This is a genomic window from Polaribacter huanghezhanensis (assembly GCF_030444335.1).
Lineage (GTDB): Bacteria > Bacteroidota > Bacteroidia > Flavobacteriales > Flavobacteriaceae > Polaribacter > Polaribacter huanghezhanensis.
This window is the reverse complement of record NZ_CP128595.1, coordinates 1,065,055-1,084,423: the sequence shown is the minus strand read 5'-3', so window position 1 is coordinate 1,084,423 and position 19,369 is coordinate 1,065,055. Positions and strand designations below refer to the sequence as shown.

Annotated in this window: 21 protein-coding genes and 1 tRNA gene; 11 read left to right on the top strand and 11 right to left on the bottom strand. The window is 30.6% G+C overall.

What is annotated here, in order from left to right:
• Positions 1-3: 3 nt before the first annotated feature.
• Positions 4-699, top strand: a complete 696-nt coding sequence (gene truB, locus KCTC32516_RS05170) for a tRNA pseudouridine(55) synthase TruB (protein ID WP_301402482.1) — start codon at positions 4-6, stop codon at positions 697-699.
• A 34-nt stretch (positions 700-733) separates the two neighbouring features.
• A complete protein-coding gene (locus KCTC32516_RS05165) occupies positions 734-1,273 on the top strand; it encodes a hypothetical protein (protein ID WP_301402480.1) in 540 nt (179 codons plus the stop codon).
• A gap of 73 nt (positions 1,274-1,346) precedes the next feature.
• Here KCTC32516_RS05165 and KCTC32516_RS05160 read toward each other — a convergent pair whose 3' ends face one another.
• The 5 genes from KCTC32516_RS05160 to KCTC32516_RS05140 form a co-directional block, all read right to left on the bottom strand.
• Positions 1,347-1,781, bottom strand: a complete 435-nt coding sequence (locus KCTC32516_RS05160; protein ID WP_301402478.1) for a hypothetical protein — start codon at positions 1,779-1,781, stop codon at positions 1,347-1,349.
• Positions 1,738-3,213, bottom strand: coding sequence for a hypothetical protein (locus tag KCTC32516_RS05155; RefSeq protein ID WP_301402476.1), 1,476 nt, complete (start codon positions 3,211-3,213; stop codon positions 1,738-1,740). Before KCTC32516_RS05155 ends, KCTC32516_RS05160 begins: the two co-directional genes overlap by 44 nt.
• A gap of 258 nt (positions 3,214-3,471) precedes the next feature.
• Positions 3,472-3,957 (bottom strand): ABC transporter ATPase, encoded by a 486-nt coding sequence (locus KCTC32516_RS05150; protein ID WP_301402474.1) that lies wholly within the window; start codon positions 3,955-3,957, stop codon positions 3,472-3,474.
• Positions 3,958-4,177: 220 nt separating this feature from the next.
• A complete protein-coding gene (locus tag KCTC32516_RS05145; protein WP_301402472.1) occupies positions 4,178-4,771 on the bottom strand; it encodes a thioredoxin family protein in 594 nt (197 codons plus the stop codon).
• A gap of 111 nt (positions 4,772-4,882) precedes the next feature.
• The gene (locus tag KCTC32516_RS05140) at positions 4,883-5,821 is read right to left on the bottom strand and encodes an NAD-dependent epimerase/dehydratase family protein (protein ID WP_301402470.1); all 939 of its coding nucleotides are present in this window, start codon (positions 5,819-5,821) and stop codon (positions 4,883-4,885) included.
• Between the two features lie 154 nt (positions 5,822-5,975).
• Here KCTC32516_RS05140 and KCTC32516_RS05135 point away from each other — a divergent pair, with 154 nt between their 5' ends.
• Positions 5,976-6,476 (top strand): hypothetical protein, encoded by a 501-nt coding sequence (locus KCTC32516_RS05135; protein ID WP_301402468.1) that lies wholly within the window; start codon positions 5,976-5,978, stop codon positions 6,474-6,476.
• On the opposite strand, the gene KCTC32516_RS05130 is transcribed toward KCTC32516_RS05135, so the two are convergent.
• From KCTC32516_RS05130 to KCTC32516_RS05110, 5 genes are all read right to left on the bottom strand, one after another.
• Positions 6,473-6,958, bottom strand: a complete 486-nt coding sequence (locus tag KCTC32516_RS05130) for a regulatory protein RecX (protein WP_301402466.1) — start codon at positions 6,956-6,958, stop codon at positions 6,473-6,475. The two genes, KCTC32516_RS05135 and KCTC32516_RS05130, sit on opposite strands and share 4 nt — an antisense overlap.
• 106 nt (positions 6,959-7,064) lie before the next feature.
• Positions 7,065-10,529, bottom strand: coding sequence for an efflux RND transporter permease subunit (locus tag KCTC32516_RS05125; RefSeq protein WP_301402464.1), 3,465 nt, complete (start codon positions 10,527-10,529; stop codon positions 7,065-7,067).
• An 8-nt stretch (positions 10,530-10,537) separates the two neighbouring features.
• Entirely contained in the window at positions 10,538-11,710 is a 1,173-nt protein-coding gene (locus KCTC32516_RS05120) for an efflux RND transporter periplasmic adaptor subunit (RefSeq protein WP_301402462.1), read from the bottom strand.
• Positions 11,711-11,719: 9 nt separating this feature from the next.
• The gene (locus KCTC32516_RS05115; RefSeq protein ID WP_301402460.1) at positions 11,720-13,066 is read right to left on the bottom strand and encodes a TolC family protein; all 1,347 of its coding nucleotides are present in this window, start codon (positions 13,064-13,066) and stop codon (positions 11,720-11,722) included.
• Positions 13,056-13,676, bottom strand: coding sequence for a TetR/AcrR family transcriptional regulator (locus KCTC32516_RS05110; RefSeq protein WP_301402458.1), 621 nt, complete (start codon positions 13,674-13,676; stop codon positions 13,056-13,058). The genes KCTC32516_RS05115 and KCTC32516_RS05110 overlap by 11 nt, the downstream gene beginning before the upstream one ends.
• Before the next feature lie 126 nt (positions 13,677-13,802).
• Here KCTC32516_RS05110 and KCTC32516_RS05105 point away from each other — a divergent pair, with 126 nt between their 5' ends.
• The 3 genes from KCTC32516_RS05105 (at position 13,803) to KCTC32516_RS12140 (ending at position 15,175) form a co-directional block, all read left to right on the top strand.
• The gene (locus KCTC32516_RS05105) at positions 13,803-14,774 is read left to right on the top strand and encodes a polyprenyl synthetase family protein (RefSeq protein WP_301402456.1); all 972 of its coding nucleotides are present in this window, start codon (positions 13,803-13,805) and stop codon (positions 14,772-14,774) included.
• 62 nt (positions 14,775-14,836) lie between these two features.
• Positions 14,837-14,910, top strand: a tRNA-Ile gene (locus KCTC32516_RS05100).
• 82 nt (positions 14,911-14,992) lie between these two features.
• Complete coding sequence (locus KCTC32516_RS12140; protein WP_366911496.1) at positions 14,993-15,175, top strand: PID-CTERM protein-sorting domain-containing protein; 183 nt, start codon at positions 14,993-14,995, stop codon at positions 15,173-15,175.
• On the opposite strand, the gene KCTC32516_RS05095 is transcribed toward KCTC32516_RS12140, so the two are convergent.
• Positions 15,172-15,762 carry a riboflavin synthase gene (locus tag KCTC32516_RS05095; protein WP_301402454.1) on the bottom strand — a complete coding sequence of 197 codons (591 nt, stop codon included), beginning with the start codon at positions 15,760-15,762 and terminating at the stop codon, positions 15,172-15,174. The two genes, KCTC32516_RS12140 and KCTC32516_RS05095, sit on opposite strands and share 4 nt — an antisense overlap.
• Before the next feature lie 64 nt (positions 15,763-15,826).
• Here KCTC32516_RS05095 and pdxA point away from each other — a divergent pair, with 64 nt between their 5' ends.
• The 5 genes from pdxA (at position 15,827) to accB (ending at position 19,340) form a co-directional block, all read left to right on the top strand.
• Entirely contained in the window at positions 15,827-16,861 is a 1,035-nt protein-coding gene (gene pdxA / locus KCTC32516_RS05090; RefSeq protein ID WP_301402452.1) for a 4-hydroxythreonine-4-phosphate dehydrogenase PdxA, read from the top strand.
• An 82-nt stretch (positions 16,862-16,943) separates the two neighbouring features.
• Positions 16,944-17,480, top strand: coding sequence for a YceD family protein (locus tag KCTC32516_RS05085; protein WP_301402450.1), 537 nt, complete (start codon positions 16,944-16,946; stop codon positions 17,478-17,480).
• A 1-nt stretch (position 17,481) separates the two neighbouring features.
• Positions 17,482-17,676: a 50S ribosomal protein L32 gene (gene rpmF, locus KCTC32516_RS05080; RefSeq protein ID WP_301402448.1), complete on the top strand. Its 195-nt coding sequence runs from the start codon at positions 17,482-17,484 to the stop codon at positions 17,674-17,676.
• 163 nt (positions 17,677-17,839) lie between these two features.
• Positions 17,840-18,835 carry a beta-ketoacyl-ACP synthase III gene (locus tag KCTC32516_RS05075; RefSeq protein ID WP_301402446.1) on the top strand — a complete coding sequence of 332 codons (996 nt, stop codon included), beginning with the start codon at positions 17,840-17,842 and terminating at the stop codon, positions 18,833-18,835.
• A 28-nt stretch (positions 18,836-18,863) separates the two neighbouring features.
• Positions 18,864-19,340 carry an acetyl-CoA carboxylase biotin carboxyl carrier protein gene (gene accB / locus KCTC32516_RS05070; RefSeq protein WP_301402445.1) on the top strand — a complete coding sequence of 159 codons (477 nt, stop codon included), beginning with the start codon at positions 18,864-18,866 and terminating at the stop codon, positions 19,338-19,340.
• The last annotated feature ends 29 nt before the right edge of the window (positions 19,341-19,369 follow it).

Genomic DNA, 19,369 nt, shown 5'->3' with positions numbered 1-19,369 from the left:
CAAATGTTAACTGGAGAAGACTACAAAAACGGACAGGTTTTATTGATTGATAAACCACTAGAATGGACTTCTTTTCAAGCAGTAAATAAAATTCGTTGGCACATTAGACAACGATTTCATATCAAAAAAATAAAAGTGGGTCATGCGGGTACTTTAGATCCGTTAGCAACTGGTTTACTAATTATTTGCACAGGAAAACAAACCAAAAACATAACCGAATATCAAGGTCAAGTTAAAGAATATACCGGTACATTTACTGTTGGCGGAACAACGCCGAGTTACGATTTAGAAACCGAAGTAAACGAAACATTTTCTACAGCACATATTACTGATGAATTGATTCACAATGCAACAAAACAATTTATTGGGACAATTCAACAAAGACCACCTATTTTTTCTGCAATCAAAAAAGACGGAAAGCGTTTGTATGAATTGGCTAGAAAAGGTGAAACTACAGAAATTGCTACCAGAGAAATTACCATCAATGAGTTTGAAATTACCAATATTGATTTACCTAAAATTGATTTTAGAGTGGTTTGTAGCAAAGGGACTTACATTAGATCTTTAGCTTTTGATTTTGGTAGCGCATTAAATTCTGGCGCACATTTATCTGCTTTAAGACGCACAAAAATTGGCGATTATTCGGTAGAGAAAGCAGTTTCTATTGATGCTTTTATCCAACATTTAGAAATGGAATAGTTTTTGTTTCTCCAAACAGAACAAAAAAATTACAATGAAAAAGTTACTGCTGCTAATTCTATTATTTTCAACATTTTTAGCAACTTCTCAAACCAAAGACAAAGGACCGTTTTTCAACACTAATTTACATTTAACATTTGCTTTAAATGAAAACTATGTATTGTTTGAACCTGATGATGGCGAAAATATGTTAGATTTTTCTGCCGTTTTTATTAGAACTGGTTTTGGATATCGTTTTAACAAACGAATAGAATCTAGTATTAATTTTGGATTGGATTTTCACTTGCGTTTTAGAATACAAGCAATTCCGTCTTATCTAAATGTACAGTACAATTTAATTGCCAACGAAGATTTTAAGTTCTTTGTAAATGGTAGTTATGGAAATTTATGGAAACCTTCTTCTAATTTCGAAAAAGGTAAATACCATGCCTTCGGAATTGGTTTTCAAGGAAATGACAGTGAATCAAAAACAAATTTGACTTTTCGATTAGATTTTCATCGCAAACGAATTGCTAATTTTAAAGATGGTAATTTAGACAGTGTTTCTTTAGGGTTTGGAATTAATTTGTTTTAAAAAAACAACCTCTAAATTTAAAATTTAGAGGTTGTACAATTATTCTTTTATAAAATAACTCTTCCATTATTTTTTAATTTTTAGGCATAACAAGTTGATCATAGACTTCATCTGAATCCTTAAGATAAAATCGTATATTAATAGAATCTCCCTTTTTTAAAATAAATTTTGGGACCCTAATCCATTCTTTACCAACAGCTCCTGCATTAATTTTAAATTCTCCTTTTAAAACATTTTCATTTAATGCTTTAAGGTCATGATCACTGAAAATTAAATTATTAATATGATAAACAGAATAAAACCTGTTCTTCTTATTTTCAAATTCAAAAGCTTCTAAATTTATATAACAAGAACTTTTATCTTTAGATTTATATTTAGTGATTATATAATTCTTTTTGTTATTATTATTTTTCTGTGCATTACAGCTATTTAATGTTATTATTAAAACAAATAACAATAATTTTTTAACAACCTGCATCTTGTCCTTTTGGTGTTTTAGTAGTTCCATTCATGTCTTTTTTAGTTAATTCTATTGCGTTTGTATTTAAAACTCTATTTCTATCATTTGTGTTCGAAAATGTTGTTTGAAACCAAGGAGTCATTTCCATAATAGGGTTACCACTTGAATCTGTTAGAACATTTCCTGAACTATCTCTTTTACTCCAATGGGTTAATCCACCCCATGCCATATCAGTGTAAAACTCATCAGTTAAATTATACCCTTTTTTATTACCATATTCTTTAAGTGATGCTTTTATGTCATTAACATAATTACGAACAAACTCTGCATGTTGAGCATCATTTAAATTTGGATATTTTTCTTTTCGATAATCACTAAAAAAATCAGCAAAGCTATTTTTAGAAGAAATGTAGTCAACTCCAAATGATGCCATAATATATGCATGTACAGATTCATGCATAATAGTTCTTGCCCATGACAACTCACTTGCATTGCTATATGCTTGTGTATTAAAAGTGCTAGTTACAAGATTAGTACTTTTATCATATCCTGTAGTTTGACCAGGGCCACCATTTATTGTAGTACCATCTTTTAATACCCAGTTAAACCCTATATTAGTATTTCCAGAAAATTTTTGAATAATACTACTTACACCTGTACTAAGTTTTTTAATGGAGTCCAAAATTTTTGACATACAGGGTTTTAAATTTGAGTCATTTATTTGATAACGATCTTCAATGCTAATAGTAGTTGTACCACCACCGCCACCACCACCTGATGAGCCACTGCAATCTTCATAAGTTATTGTTTGAGTATCGGTATTGCAAATTATTATTTCAACTTCATCAAAATTATCTGGGTTGTACCAAAACATACAATATTCTGTTGTTATACTTTCTGATACTAATAGACAATCTTCGTTTGCCCTACTTAACAAATCATTTTTCTTTTTATCTTTAATTGTGAAATTTCCTTGAGTCTTTATTCCGTTAATAAATCTATTAACAGCAATTACATTTTTATTTAAATCGTATTTGGTAATAAATCCATGAAAAGTATCGGTGTCATAATAATTTAATTGCTCAAAATTTGGGTTTGTGTTTTTAATGTCTTGGGCAAAATAATGCACAATGTTTAGTTCAACTTCACCACTTGAGTTAACAGAAGCTACCAAATGATCTAAAGACATTGAAGTGCTTTTTTCTAAGTCTTTTTGTTTAACCTCTCTGTATGGTATTTCAATATATTGACCGTCTTCACTAAAATGAACATTTGCTTTTTCCCATAAAGGTTCACTTGTAATTCTTGTAAAGGCACTCTTATTAAATTGAGCTGCATACATTTTTTTTACTTTTTCTAGATTGTTAACTGTGGTGTCTACCAAAGATAACTCTTCTTTTTGACAACTATTAAGTACTAAAATCATTCCAAGAAAGAGGATTCCAGTTTTTAAATAATTAGCAATTTTTTGTTTTTTCATAATATTTAAATTTATTGATTATTAATTTCAGTAAACCTAAACTATAAATCTATGTGTGTCAATCACGGAAAATGGGGTATTTCCTTCTCACGGAAAACCGTGAGTTACATCCCTGAAAACCGTGAGAGAAAAAATATAACTAATTGATTATCCGATTTTTAATGACACTATTTTTTAAAAGAATAAAAAAGTGTTTTTTGAGCAAAAAAAGAAAAGTTTCTTTTTACTTAATTTTTGAAAACGCAGATTTAGAGAAAATTATTTTAAAAAACGTCCATACCAACTTTCAGAAATGGGTACTTCCCAATAATTTTCAAATTCTTCTTTAGTGGTTACTAAATTATCAAACACAATAGATTTTCCTGTAACCGCTCTGTTCTTTAGTAATTTTTTAAAATCTTTTAGTTCTTTGTATTGCACAAATTCGCCTTGCTTAAAACACACATTCATTCTGTCTAACAATTCAACTTCATGTTCTTGTTGCAATTGTAAAATAAACTGAACAGAAGTATCAATATCAGTATTTGATAATGCAGTATTAGAACCATCTGCAAACAATACAATAAACCGATTATACAACAATTGGTAAGAAACCTGAAAAGTTGCATCATCTGCTTTCCAGCTTTCTAAAAAAGCTTTTATTTTTTGATGAATTCCGTCAATTTCTGAATCGTAAAATTTTCTGTTTGATGGATAAATCCAAACTTTGGCTGTTTCTGGAAGCGATGTATATTCTACTAGCATTTTTTAGTTTTGATACTGCAAAGATAGCACAAAAGAAAAGTCCTTTCACAAAATGCAAAAAGGACTTTTATTATGAATATTTACGATGTCAGTTTGAGTATTTTTTTGTCAAATTGAGCACAGTCAAAACAAAAAATGTATAGAGAACTAATTACTAATTCTCGATACAAATTTTTCTCATTTAAATCGAAAAATTCACTCGAATTGACAGTACAACATTTTATTTTTCTAAAAAAGCAACAACATCTTCTTGAATGTTTTCACCTTTATTTTTATTGTACCAGACTTGTAAATCTCTTTTAAAATCAGCATCTAATCCTCCGTGTTTTTCTTTGTAATCATTTACCATTTTAGTAGCAATTGAAGGTCTTGGTCCCCAAGAAGAAATCACTTCTTCATTTTCATTCAAAACAACTAATTTCGGAATAGATTTGCTTCCGTTTGTTAAAAATTGATTCATCAATGCTTCATTTTCATCGCGTAACACAACTTTTAAATTTACATTATCACTTTGCAAACTCATCTTGTTAATTACAGGCATAATTTGAGCTGCGTCGCCACACCAACTTTCTGTAATTAACAACCAAGTTTGTTTATTTTTTGTACTTTTTAAAGCTTCAATAGTAGCATCCGTAAGCTTTGTTTTTTTGTCTAAACGATTCATTCTTGCATCGTTTAAGATACTGTAATTTAATAAATCTGCTGATTGTTCTGGCCCAGTAGATTTGCCTTCATCTAACAAATCACTAACTATTTTTCTATAAGTTTTGTACGACAAACTTTTTGCCAAACTCTCTTTAATAATTGTGTTCATATATTCTTAAATTTACTTTTTAGACGTTCTAAAAACAAGAACTTACAGTTCGTTTTTAGAATGTAAAAGTACAATTGAAGCAGTGTTTAAAACATGATAATTATCAAGAAACTACTGTAAGTTTTTAAGCATTTCTTTGGTCATCAACTCCAAATCAAATTGATGCTTCCAACCCCAATCTTTTCTGGCATTTAAATCATCAATTACTTGCGGCCAACTATCTGCAATTTGTTGTCTAAAATCGGTTTTATACGAAATTTTAAACTCAGGAATGTGTTTTTTTATTTCAGCCGCCATTTCTTCTGGAGTAAAACTAATTGCGGCTAAATTATAAGAAGTTCTGGTTTTAATTGTAGCGGCATCAGCTTGCATAATTTTTATAGTTGCATCAATAGCGTCTTGCATATACATCATTGGCAAACGTGTATTTTCACTTAAAAAACATTCATACGATTGATTTTCTACTGCTTTAAAATAGATATCAACAGCATAATCTGTAGTTCCTCCGCCCGGTTTTGTTTTCCAACTTATAATTCCAGGATAGCGAATGCTCCTAACATCAACTCCATATCTATTATGATAATAATTACACCAATGTTCGCCAGCCAATTTACTAATTCCGTAAACGGTGGTTGGTTCCATGATGGTTTGTTGTGGCGTATTTATTTTTGGTGATGTTGGTCCGAAAGAAGCAATAGAACTTGGCCAATACACTTGTTTAATGTGTTTATCTTTTGCCAATTCTAAAACTCCGAGTAAAGAGTTCATATTTAATTCCCACGCTTTTTGTGGATATTTTTCAGCGGTTGCAGAAAGCATTGCTGCCATTAAATAAACTTGAGTAACCTTGTATTTTTGAACAATTTTTAAAATACCTTCTTTATTGGTAGCGTCTAAAATTTCGAACGGTCCAGAATTCATTAAATCTTCTTTTCCTTCTCTAATATCTGTAGCGATAACGCTATCATTTCCGTAAATTTCTCTAAGTTTCTGGGTAAGTTCAGAACCTATTTGCCCGCAAGCTCCAATAATTAAAATGGTGTCACTCATTCGTTATAATTCAAAAATATGTGAAGCAAAAGTACATAATTTATGTATTCTTAAATGCAAGAACAATAAATATGTTTTTATTGATTTAAAATTAAATGTTAAAGTCAAAAAAACAACTTTAAAAATATGTATTTTTACAATTATATTAATAGCTATGCGTAATTTTTATCTTGTTTTTTTATTGATTTTATGTTCTTGTAAAAACAGAACTGCTGTACAAGAATCTAAGATTCAAAAATCTGAAATGAACATCGTTCAGAAACATAGTTCTGTGTTGGAATTAGAAAAAAACTCAAAAGAAAAAGTTGCCGATTGGAAAGAATATCAATCGGTTGCAAACAACTTAAAGCAGTTTTCGTCTATTTCTGCGAGCGAAGCGTTAAATAATGCTTTGAAGTTAGCTGAAGTAGTTAAGTTTTTAAAAGATAGTATTAGACCAAAAGAGTTGTTAAATTTACCTTTTAGAACACGAGTAAATGTGTTAGAAAATGAAACTTTGCGTTTAAAAGACATGACATTTATTCCTGCAATTACAGCAAAAGAAGTTCATGTAGAAGTCAACAAAATAATTGCTGCTTTTTCTGCAACAAACTCTAAAATAAATACGATCTATTCTCAATTAAAAGTTGAGCAAGATATAGACAACATCAATTAAAAATTATTTTTTTCTAATACTCTTTTAATCGTTGAAAAAATAAGATCAAATTCGTATCCTTTTCTGATTAGGTAATCTGTTAATTTCTTTTTTCTTTTATAAAAATCTGACTCGTTTAATATTGAATTTCGTTTCACTGCAATTTTATTGATTGTTGCCAAATATTCTTCTTCATCTATTTCTTTAAGTGCCGTTTTTATATTGTATTCAGAAATATCTCTAGATTTTAATTCTCTTATGATTCTTTGTTTTCCCCAATTTTTAATCTTAAATTTTCCTCTTGCAAAACTTTTAGAAAAGCGTTCTTCATTTAAAAAATCATGTTCCATCAAATGCAAAATTATTTGATTTTTTGCTTCTTCAATTAGGATGAACTCTCTTAGTTTTGTTTCAATTTCTTTATGACAACGATCTTGATAGACACAGTATCTTTCTAATTTCCTTTTGATTTCTTCAATTGAAAAATATTTTTGTTCATTCATAAAAAATAGTGCTTTTGCTATTCAAAAATAAATAATTAATAATTACCAGAAATAAAAAAGGCTGAGGTTATTCTCCTCAGCCTTTCTCAACTATTAAAACGAACTGTTATGCCATTTTTAAACGCAACCACATTTTAAATTTTGTGACTAAGTAAAATAGAATTGGCACTACTATTAATGTTAAAAATGTTGCTATTAAAAGACCGTAAATAACTGTCCATGCTAATGGTCCCCAGAACACAACATTGTCTCCTCCCATATATATATTGGGATTAAAATCGCTAAATAATGTAAAGAAGTTAATGTTAAATCCGATTGCTAAAGGTACCAGTCCCAAGATAGTTGTAATCGCTGTTAATAATACCGGACGCAAACGTGCTTTACCAGCTCTTACAATACTTTCAAACAAATCATTCTCTTCTAAAAATTCTTTTTCATCCAATCCTAACTCTGCCTTTTTCCTATCGATCAATAGCTGTGCATAATCTAACAATACAACACCATTGTTTACGACAATTCCGGCGAGCGATATAATTCCCATCATGGTCATCATAATTACAAAAGATGCTCCAGTAATAACTAATCCTCCAAAAACTCCAATAAAGCTTAAAAAGATTGCCAACATAATAATTGTTGGTCTTGAGACAGAGTTAAATTGGAAAATTAAGATGAAGAAAATTAATCCTAGACCTGTAATTAATGCTCCCATTAAGAAAGACATTTGTTTGTTTTGCTCTTCAATTTGCCCTGTATAATCGATCTTAATTCCTTTTGGTAAATTATGAAAAGATTTCATTTCTTTTTGAACTTGACTTACAATTGCTGCTGCATCTGTATATCCTGGAGATAATGCTGAATAGACCGTAACCACACGTTTTGTGTCGTTGTGTTTGATAGCGCTAAAACCAGAGTTATTGGTGTGTTTTGCCAATGTAGAAACCGGAATTTCTTTTACTTTACCAGAATTATCTCTAAATGTTATTTTCTGATTAAAAATAGCACTTGTATTGTATCTATTTTCTTTGTTAAAACGAACATAGATATCAAAATCATCGCCAGCCTCTTTATAAACCCCAGCTTTTGATCCAAAAATAGAAGTACGAATTTGTTGACCAACTTGTGATGTGCTTACTCCTAATTCTCCTGCTTTTTTTCTATCAACAAGCACTTGCATTCCTGGTTTGTCTTTGTTTACATCGATTTTTAATTCGTCAATTCCCGCAATACTTTTTGTATTGATAAAATCACGCATTCTTTCTGCAGTTGCAATTAATTCATTGTAATCACTTCCTTCAATTTCAATATTAATTGGAGATCCAGCTGGTGGCCCATTTGCATCTTTTTCTACAGAAATTAAAACTCCAGGATAAATGCCAACCAATGCTTTTTGTACTTTTTGTCTTAACAACTCGCTGTCTGCACCTCTTCTATATTTAAATTGACGCATAGAAGCGGTAATTTTACCTTTGTGTGGCATTTCTGCCGAAGAGCCGCCATCTGCTTGCGGATTCCCAGCTCCTTCACCAACTTGAGAAACAGCACTTTCTACCAGAAAATTGTAGTCGCCATCCATATATTGTTTATCATTTAAAACAGCATATACTTTTGCTTCAATCTCTTTTGTAATTACATTTGTTTTTTCAATATCGGTTCCTTGCGGATATTCGATATACACTATAATTTGATTTGGCTTATTATCTGGGAAAAATTCTACTTTGGTTCTTTGCATTCCTAAAGAAGCACCAAACGCCACAAAAGCTACAATTAATAACAAAAACGTTCCTCCAATCAACCAATACGGTGCGCTTCCTTTTAATGCTTTACGTAAACTCCTTTCATACCAATTTTCTAAACGTGGTAACGTCTTTGTTTGAAACGAATTTGCCCATTTTCTTAAGAACAATCGATAAACCCACAACATAATTGCAGTAAAAATCATAAGACTTCCTAAAGCTCTATAAGTTCCTCCAAAAATTAAAATTAATATCCCAATACATGCAATAATACTTGTGGTTTTAATAATCTGTTTTAACGGCATGTTTTTATCTTCTACACTCATAAAGTCTGAGACCAAAACAGAGTTGAAAAAGATTGCCACAAATAATGATGAACCCAAAACAGTAGATAACGTTATTGGTAACAATTTCATAAATTCTCCCATAACTCCTGGCCATAAACCTAAAGGAATAAACGCCGCTACCGTTGTTGCTGTAGAAATGATAATAGGAAATGCAATTTCTCCAATTCCTTTTTTAGCGGCTTCGGTTCTACTCATGCCTTCTTCATCCATTAAACGATATACGTTTTCTACCACTACAATTCCGTTATCAACCAACATTCCGAGTCCCATAATTAATCCGAAAAGAATCATGGTGTTTAATGTATAGCCAAGAGAGTTCAAGATTAATAAGGACATAAACATGGACATCGGTATTGCAAAACCAACAAAAACAGCATTTTTAAATCCTAAGAAAAACATTAAAACGGTTACTACTAAAATAACACCGAAAATAATATTGTTTACCAAATCATCTACCGCTGAAATTGTAGTAGCTGATTGGTCATTTGCAATGGTTACTTTTAAATCTTGTGGAAAGACATTTTTTATAGTATTGGCTACAATTACTTTTATTTGTTCTGTAGCGGCAACCATATTTGTTCCTGCACGTTTTTTAACATCTAACATCACCACACGATTTCCAGAATCTCTTGCGTAGGTGGTTCTGTCTTTTTCTTTAAAAGAAACCGTGGCAACATCTTTTAAATAAATAGGATTGTTGTTTTCTGATTTTACTACAAAATTTTCTAACTCTTTTGGACTTTCAATTTCTCCTAAAATTCTAATAGTACGCCTTTGTCCACTTGTAATTAAGTTCCCCGCAGACATGGTTACATTTCCTCCTTTTATCGTATTTATAATATCGTTAAAGCTTACTTTTGCCGCCATCATTTTGTAAATATCAACAGCAATTTCTACCTCTTTATCTTGAACTCCACGAATATCTACTTGTTTAATTTCTTGCAAGTTTTCTATTTCGTCTTGTAAATATTCACCAAACTCTTTTAGTTTACCTACAGGGTAATCACCAGAAATATTAATATTTAAGATGGGCATTTCTTCACTCATACTTAGCGCAAACACATTTGGTTCTACTTTTGCACCGTTAAATGTTGGCCAATCTTCTCCTGAAGTTTCAGAATCTATTTCGTCTTTTATCTTTTGTTTTGCTTGATCTACTGTAATATTTTCATCAAACTCTACAATAACCATAGAGTAATCTTCTTGAGATGTTGATGTAATTTTTATTACGTTACTTACCGTTTTTAGTTTGTCTTCTAACGGATCTGTAATTAATTTTTCGATATCTTCTGCGGTATTTCCTGGATATACAGAACTGACATATATTTTGGTTTCTTTAATTTCTGGGAAACTTTCTCTTGGCATATCAAAAAATGCTGAAATACCTAAGTAAAAAATAACCAACATTACCACATACATGGTTGTTTTATTGGAAATTGCCCAAGACGAAAAACCAAATTCTTTATCTATTTTTTTGTTTTTTTCTGACATCGATTTGCTTAGTATTTAATTACCTTAACTGTTTGTCCTTCTTTTACACTCCTTGCTCCTTCTTTAATAATTTGCACGTTGCTTTTAATTCCTTTAACAACTTCAATAATATCGCCCTGAGTTCTTCCTGTCTTAATTATTCGACGTTTTGCAACTCCTTCATTATTTGCGTTACTATTTTCCACAACATATACATATTGATCTCCGTTTGCATTTTCTGAAATGATGCTTTGCGGAATTAAAAAAGACTCTTTATTTGTATAATCGTTAATCTTTAACTTGGCTGTTAAATTTGGTTTGATATGATTTCCTACATTTGGAACATCAATTTCTACTTTAAACGATCTGTTATTTGGGTTGATATAATTACCCACTTGTCTAACTTTGGTGTGTAATGTTTCTCCTAAAACAGGAAAATACACTTCAACCGATTTTCCTTTTTTAATAAAAGGAATATAACTTTCTGGCACTTCGGCTTCAATATACATATTAGAAAGGTTGATGATTCTAAAAATTTCTGATCCTGGCCCAGGAGAAACAACGCTTCCTTTTTCTTTAAAAACTTCATCAATTACTCCATCAAAAGGCGCAACAATTACTGTTTTTTCTAATTGATCTTTTAATTGTTTTACCACATTAGTTTGCGACTGATATGAAGCTTTTGCTTGTAAATACTGCATTTCAGAACCAATTTTTTGATTCCACAAACGCTCTTGTCTATCAAACGTTGTTTTTGCTAATTGCAATTGTGTTTCTGCTTGTGCTAATTGTTGACTTAACCCGCCATCATTTATCTTCGCTAAAACGTCTCCTTTTTTAACAGAAGTTCCTTCTTTTACTAAAACGTTTTCTAAAATTCCAGGCATTTCTGGATACACCAAAATATTTTGCTTTGTACTCACATTTCCTTGCAATTCTAAATAGTGATTAAATTCTACAGTTTTAGTAATAAATGTAGTTACTAAAGGTAATTTTTTAATGGTATCTAGTTTAGAAATCGCAACATTTAAAGAATCTAATTGATCTGAAATCAATTGCTGTTTTAGCTCTACTTCTGTTTTCTTAACTCTAATTTCTTCTAAGTTTCCTTTAGAAATAACAGCTTCTACCGATTTTTCTTTTTTACTACCACACGATGCTAAAACAATAGTGCTTGCTAAGATTAAATATATATTTTTCATAATAGTTGATTACTTGTTTAATGGAATGTTTAATGCATTTTCTAATGCTGCTTTTTTAGCAATTACTTCTAGCATAGATTGCACATAATTTTGTTGTTGTGTGTATAATTGATTTTGAGCTTGCGACAATTCGAAACTTGTAGAAACGCCTTCAAAGAATTTTACTTGTTGTTTTTTCTCTATTCTTTGCGCCAACTCTAAATTTTGTTTTGCTGATTGATATTGTTCAATACTAAACTTATAATCACTTTTTGCTGCTGCAGATTGTAAATTTAATTGCTCTTTCATTTCAAATAATTGAATGTCTGAATTATCGTATTCAAATTGAGCCTGTCTTGTTTTTGATCTTCTTTCAAAACTACTAAAAATTGGAATTTTTAAACTAACGCCAAGTAATGATGAGTTATACCATTGCTGATTGCTTTGAAAAAAATCGAAAGAATCTGCATTTCCTGCATACCCGTAATTCACAAATGCACTTAAAGAGGGTAATACTTTTGATTTTTCTAAAAGCACCAGTAATCTATTTCCTTCCTTGTTGTTTTCTGCAATTTTATAATCGATATGATTTGCTACATTAAAGTTTTTAGCCAATAAGCTTAAATCGATACTTCCTAAGATTAAAGAATCTAAATTATCTGTTAATACAATCTTTTCATCAATTAAATTTCCCATAGAAATATTTAGCATTTTATAGCCAATATCTCTTAATCTGATGGTTTTATTTAACTGATTTTTTACCGTAGTTAACGTAATTTGTAATTGCTCTACATCTTCTTCTTCTGTCAGTCCGTTTTTGTAAATTTTTTGAGTATCAGAAAGTGTTTTTTCTAATGTCACTAAATTTCTCTTCAAAATTTCGATGCTTTTTTCTGCAATTAACACATTTCCATAAGCATTAATTACGGCTTCTCTAACGCTTAATTCTGTTTTCTCTTTTGCTTGTTTAGAGATATTTAAATAGGTTTTTGCAGATTGCAATCCAACAATATACGAGCCATCAAAAATTAATTGATTTAAGGTAATTGCTGCATTTACGTTTTGCTTTGTACCAAAAGTTACAGGCACAAATGTCCCTGGAGTTCCTCCAGTTATTTCGGCTGGTAATAGCGTTGTTACTTGTTTTAAAAAGTTTTGGTAATCTACTTTTGCGCTAATTTTCGGCAAACCAATTGTAGTGGTTTCCCATTTTTTTTCTTTTGCCGCCAACACGTCATTCTGTGCTGTTTTTACATTGTAGTTGTTTTTTATGGCAAAATATACAGCTTCTTTTAAAGAAAATCCTTTCGTTTTTTCTTGCGAGAAACCTAAGCCTATAAAACATAAACTAAAAAATAATAATACTTTATTTTGCATTTTTTTCAGGTTGATTGTTTGTTATAACTTCGTTTAATTTATGAATTCCTTTTTCTGTACAAATTCCTCTTAAATGATATTCTAAATAGAAGCCCATTATATTATTCATAGAAAATTGCGTTAACGGAAACAGCTCAATGTCTTTTAGTCCAATTATTCCATGAAAATAAATTCTTGAAATAAAATCAACATCAATTGTGTCTCGATAAAAACCTAATTTTACACCTCGTTTTAAATTTTCTACAACACAGTCTTGCATTATATCAAATTGTTTGCTTTTTAATGTTGCGTAAATTTTTGGATAGTATTTTTGTAATTGATATTGTGGAGATGTTTTTTCGTTCTTTAAATACTCCATAGAAAACTGTTTTATTTCAAACAATTCATCTATCGGGTTATTTTCTTTACTACAAATAACATTAATTCCAGTACATACAATTTCAAAAACAGCGTCGGTTACTTCTTTTATCAACGCTGTTTTATTGCTAAAATGAGTATAAATTGTTTTTTTAGAAACACCCAATTCATGTGCAATATCATCCATCGTAACACTCTTAAACCCTAGATTTAAAAACATTTCAGCCGCTTTATGTAATATTTTATCCTTCATAATTGGTTGCAAATATACAACAGGAAACTTTAAGAACAATAAAAGTTTCCAAAGTTTTTATAATTATTTAACAATGGAGTTCACAATGTAAAATCTTTGCTACATTTGTTCTTTAAAATAATTACTTTGGATTTATCAAAATTTCAGCAAGAATTTCTAGCATATAAAGAAGCTCAGAACCTAACTAAAGAGCCAAAAAACCTCTACGAACCCATCCGTTATATTTTAAGTTTAGGCGGTAAAAAGATTCGTCCTGTTTTAACATTAATGGCGGCGAGTTTGTTTTCTGATGAGTATAAAAAAGCACTTCCTGCGGCTTATGCTGTAGAAATGTTTCATAATTTCACTTTAGTTCATGACGATATTATGGATGATGCTCCATTGCGAAGAGGAAAAGAAACTGTGCATGAAAAATGGGATATCAATACTGGAATATTATCTGGCGACGCGATGTTGATTTTAGCATATCAATATTTTGAAAATTATCCACCAGTCATTTTTCAAAAACTAGCGAAATTGTTTAGTAAAACGGCCATTGAAGTTTGTGACGGACAACAATTAGATGTCGATTTTGAAACTAGAAATGATGTTTCTATTGAAGAGTACATTCAAATGATTTCTTTAAAAACATCGGTTTTAATTGGTGCCGCTTTAAAAATGGGTGCAATTGTTTGTGAATCTACCGAAAAAGATGCCGATATTTTATATGATTTTGGATTGAACTTAGGGATCGCTTTTCAGTTACAAGATGATTATTTAGATACTTACGGAAATCCTGAAACTTTTGGAAAACAAGTTGGCGGAGATATTATTGAAAATAAAAAGACCTATTTGTATTTAAAAGCATTAGAATTAGCTTCAAAAGAAGATGCAGAATTGTTAAACAAATTCTATCAATCTAAATTAGAAGATAGTGATGAAAAAATAACATTGGTTAAAAAAGTGTTTGACAAATACCAAGTACCAACTTATATGAAGGCCCAAATAATCAACTATAGCAAAAAAGCTTTTGCTCTTTTAGATGATATAAATATATCTGATAAAGCAAAAACCGGATTGTTAGCCTTTGGAAAAGCATTAATGACGCGTAACGTGTAAAGAAATTATATTTTTAGTTTGGTGTAATTCAAAAAAGATAGTAGTTTTGCCAAACTTTAGTAGGACCCATAGCTCAGTTGGTTAGAGCATCTGACTCATAATCAGAGGGTCCCAGGTTCGAGCCCTGGTGGGTCCACTATTTTATTCAAATTTAATCCCTATATTTAAGATATAAATATTGTTGTTTTATCAAAATTTATAATCTTAATCCATTCAAGGTGAAGAACCAAATTAAAATATTGCTTTTTGTCGCTGTCCTTTGTACAGCATTCACATATGGACAGGCGGCTCCACCTCCAGTCCCACCACCACCACCACCTGGATTACCAATTGACGGAGGTGTTTTATTTTTATTTATTTCTGGAATAATTTTAGGTGTTAAAAAACTAAAGAAGAATTAGTTTTTTAACCTATTTAGTTTCACAACATATTTTCCAAGTACATCAAATTCTAAGTTTACCTTATCACTTATTTTTAATTGATTAAAAGTTGTGTGTTCTTTTGTAAAAGGAATTATAGCAACACTAAACTCATAATCTTTAGAGTTTACAACCGTTAAACTAACTCCGTTTATAGTTATTGATCCTTTTTCAATGGTTAAGTTATTGCTTTTTGAGTTGTATTTAAAAGTAAAAACGGTGCTTCCATTTTGTTCTAAAATAGTTGAGCAAACTCCAGTTTCATCTACATGACCCTGCACAATATGACCATCTAATCGATCACCAAGTTTCATAGCTCTTTCTAAATTTACTTTTTCACCAATAACTAGACCTCCAATTGCAGTTTTATCAATTGTTTCTTTAATTGCGGTTACTGTATATTCATCATTATCTATAGCAACAACTGTTAAACAAACACCGTTGTGTGCAACGCTTTGATCTACTTTTAATTCATTTGTAAAACTACTCTTAACCGTTATATGTAAATTGTCTTTTTCTTTGACGATTTGTTTTACTTCTCCTAGACTTTCAATAATTCCAGTAAACATAGATTCTAAATTTTATTTCGTTATTTTTGCACGAATCAAAACTAATAATATTGAATCATAAATGATGGATAAATTAGAAAAAATAGTTATTGGAATATCAATTGGAGATTTAAATGGCATTGGAATTGAAATCATTTTAAAAACTTTTGAAGATAAAAGAATGCTAGATTTTTGTACTCCAGTAATTTTTGGATCAACAAAAAGTCTTTCATACCACAAAAAACTATTAAATTCTGAAACGCAAATACACAGCATTACATCTATAAAACAACTAGTTGAAAATAAAGTTAATGTATTAAATGTATGGAAAGAAGAAGTAACTTTTGAAATAGGAAATGCTACCAAGATTTCTGGTGAATATGCTTTTAAATCTTTAGAAGCTGCAGTAAAGCACTTAAAAGAGAACACAATTGATGTTTTATTAACTGCTCCTATCAACAAAGAAAACATTCAATCAGAATACTTTAAATTTCCGGGCCATACAGAGTATTTAGAAAATGAATTGGAAGGCGAAAGTTTAATGATTTTAATTTCTGATAATTTAAGAGTTGGCTTGGTTACAGGTCATATTCCTATTTCTAAAATTTCTGAAACAATTACTCCAGAATTGATAAAAAAGAAAGTAGAAATTATGCATGCTACTTTGGTAAAAGATTTTGGGATTAATAAGCCTAAGATTGCAATTCTTGGGTTAAATCCACATTGCGGAGATAAAGGTGTAATTGGCAAAGAAGATGATGAAATTATTAGACCAACCATTAACGAAATAAAAGAATCTGGTAAAATTGTTTTTGGCCCTTATGCTGCAGATGGTTTTTTCGGATCCAACACATACAAGCAGTTCGATGGCGTTTTAGCCATGTATCACGATCAAGGTTTAGCGCCTTTTAAAGCATTGTCTTTTGGCAACGGAGTAAATTACACGGCTGGTTTATCAAAAATAAGAACGTCGCCAGATCACGGAACAGCATTTGAAATCGCTGGAAAAAACGAAGCAAATCACACATCATTTAAAGAAGCTCTTTTTACAGCAATCGAAATTTACAGAAAAAGAAAAGAGTACAATAACTTAACTGTTAATGTGCTTGAATTGAAATAAATAAGATAAATTTCTTTTTTAAAGATTCTTTATTTAATAAAACATTTTTTTATATCTTTGCACGCTCAAATTGATTTTGTAGATGAAAGACTTGAAACAATTTAATATCCAATACGTAGGATTAAAAGAAGAAAGTCATTTGTTTGAATATCAAATTGGAAAAACGTTCTTTGACGCTTATAATTTTGATGAATTTTTTGACGCTAACATAAATGTAGCTTTAACATTAGAGAAGAAAAACACCTTGTTAAACTTATCTTTTAATGCACAAGGCACAATTAATGTACTGTGTGATGTTAGTGGAGAACCTTTTGATCAAGAAATAGAAACTGAGTTACAGTTAATTGTAAAATTTGGAGAAGAATTCAATGATGATAATGAAGAAATATTAATTCTTCCGTATTCAGAATTTCAATTAAATGTTGCGCAATACATTTATGAAATGATTGTATTATCAGTGCCAACAAAAAGAGTTCATCCAAAAGTTTTAGATGGCTCAATGGAATCAGAAGCATTAAAGAAGTTAGAGAAATTAAGAGTAAAAGAAGTAAAAACTACAGAAAATGTAGACCCAAGATGGGATAAATTAAAAAGTTTAATAACAGAAAAAAAGACATAAAATGGCACATCCAAAGAGAAAAATATCGAAAACTAGAAGAGATAAGAGAAGAACTCATTACAAAGCTAGCGTTCCTCAAATTGCCGTAGATTCTACAACTGGTGAGTCTCATTTATATCACAGAGCACATTGGCACGAAGGTAAATTATACTACAGAGGTCAAGTTGTATTAGAATCTGCAGCTGCAGAAGCATAATAGACTTATTATAAAACACACAAAACTCTCTATTTTTGAGAGTTTTTTTTGTTTTTTAACTAAATTCAAATGCTTTTTGAGCTTTTTTACTCAAAAATGTAAAATAATTTTCATTCCTTTGAATAATACTTTTAAAGTTTCCTTCTAATAATTAAGGTAAAATATGACAAAAATAACTGCAGCGATTACAGCAGTAGGAAAATATGTTCCTGACTATATTCTAACCAATAAAGAGTTAGAAACAATGGTAGATACCAACGATGAATGGATAACATCAAGAACTGGTATTAAAGAAAGAAGAATACTAAAAGGAGAAGGAAAAGGAACCTCTTATATGGCTATTAAAGCCGCAGAAAACCTACTAAAAAAATCCAATAAAAATCCTTTAGACATAGATTTGGTTATTGTAGCAACAGCTACTCCAGATTTACCAGTAGCATCAACAGCTGCTTTTGTAGCAACAAAAATTGGCGCAACGAATGCCTTTTCTTTTGATTTGCAAGCCGCTTGTTCAAGTTTTTTATATGGTATGTCTACCGCTTCTAGCTATATAGAATCTGGTCGATATAAAAATGTTTTGCTTATTGGTGGTGATAAAATGTCTTCAATTATAGATTATACAGACAGAGCAACATGTATCATTTTTGGTGATGGTGCCGGAGCTGTTTTATTTGAACCAAATAACGAAGGACTTGGTTTGCAAGATGAATATCTTAGAAGCGATGGAAATGGTAGAGAATTTTTAAAAATTGATGCAGGTGGCTCACTATTACCAGCATCAGAAGAAACTTTAAAAAACAAACAACACACGGTACATCAAGAAGGAAGAACTGTGTTTAAATTTGCAGTTTCTAACATGGCAGATGTTGCAGAAAAAATGTTGACTAGAAATAATTTAGTAAAAGACGACATTCAGTGGCTAGCACCGCATCAAGCAAACAATAGAATTATTGAAGCTACTGCAAATAGAGTTGGCTTAGAAAGTGATAAAGTAATGGTGAATATTCATAAATACGGAAACACAACTTCTGGAACTCTACCATTATTACTAGCCGATTACGAAAAGCAATTAAAAAAAGGAGATAATATAATTTTTGCCGCATTTGGTGGTGGTTTCACATGGGGAGCTATCTACTTAAAATGGGCTTATAACTCATAAAAATCAAACAACTAAAAATTTAAGAATTATGGATATTAAAGAGATTCAAAATCTTATTAAATTTGTAGCAAAATCTGGTGCAAGTGAAGTAAAGTTAGAAATGGAAGATATAAAAATCACCATAAAAACTGGTTCTGAAAAAACAGAAACAACGATTGTGCAAGCGAATCCTGTTGGACAAATGCCAATGCAGGCTACTGCTCCAGTAATTACTGAAGCTACTGCGCAAGCTACACCCGCTGCAAGTGCAGATGAAAATTCTAATTATGTAACAATTAAGTCTCCAATTATCGGAACTTTTTACAGAAAACCCTCTCCAGACAAACCAAATTTTGCAGAAGTTGGAGATTCTATTCATTCTGGCGACACCGTTTGTGTAATTGAAGCCATGAAATTATTTAACGAAATTGAATCTGAAATTTCAGGAAAAATAGTTAAAGTATTAGTTGATGATTCTACGCCGGTAGAATTTGATCAACCATTATTTTTAGTAGATCCATCATAATTTAATATCGATTGAAGGTTTTGTTTCAG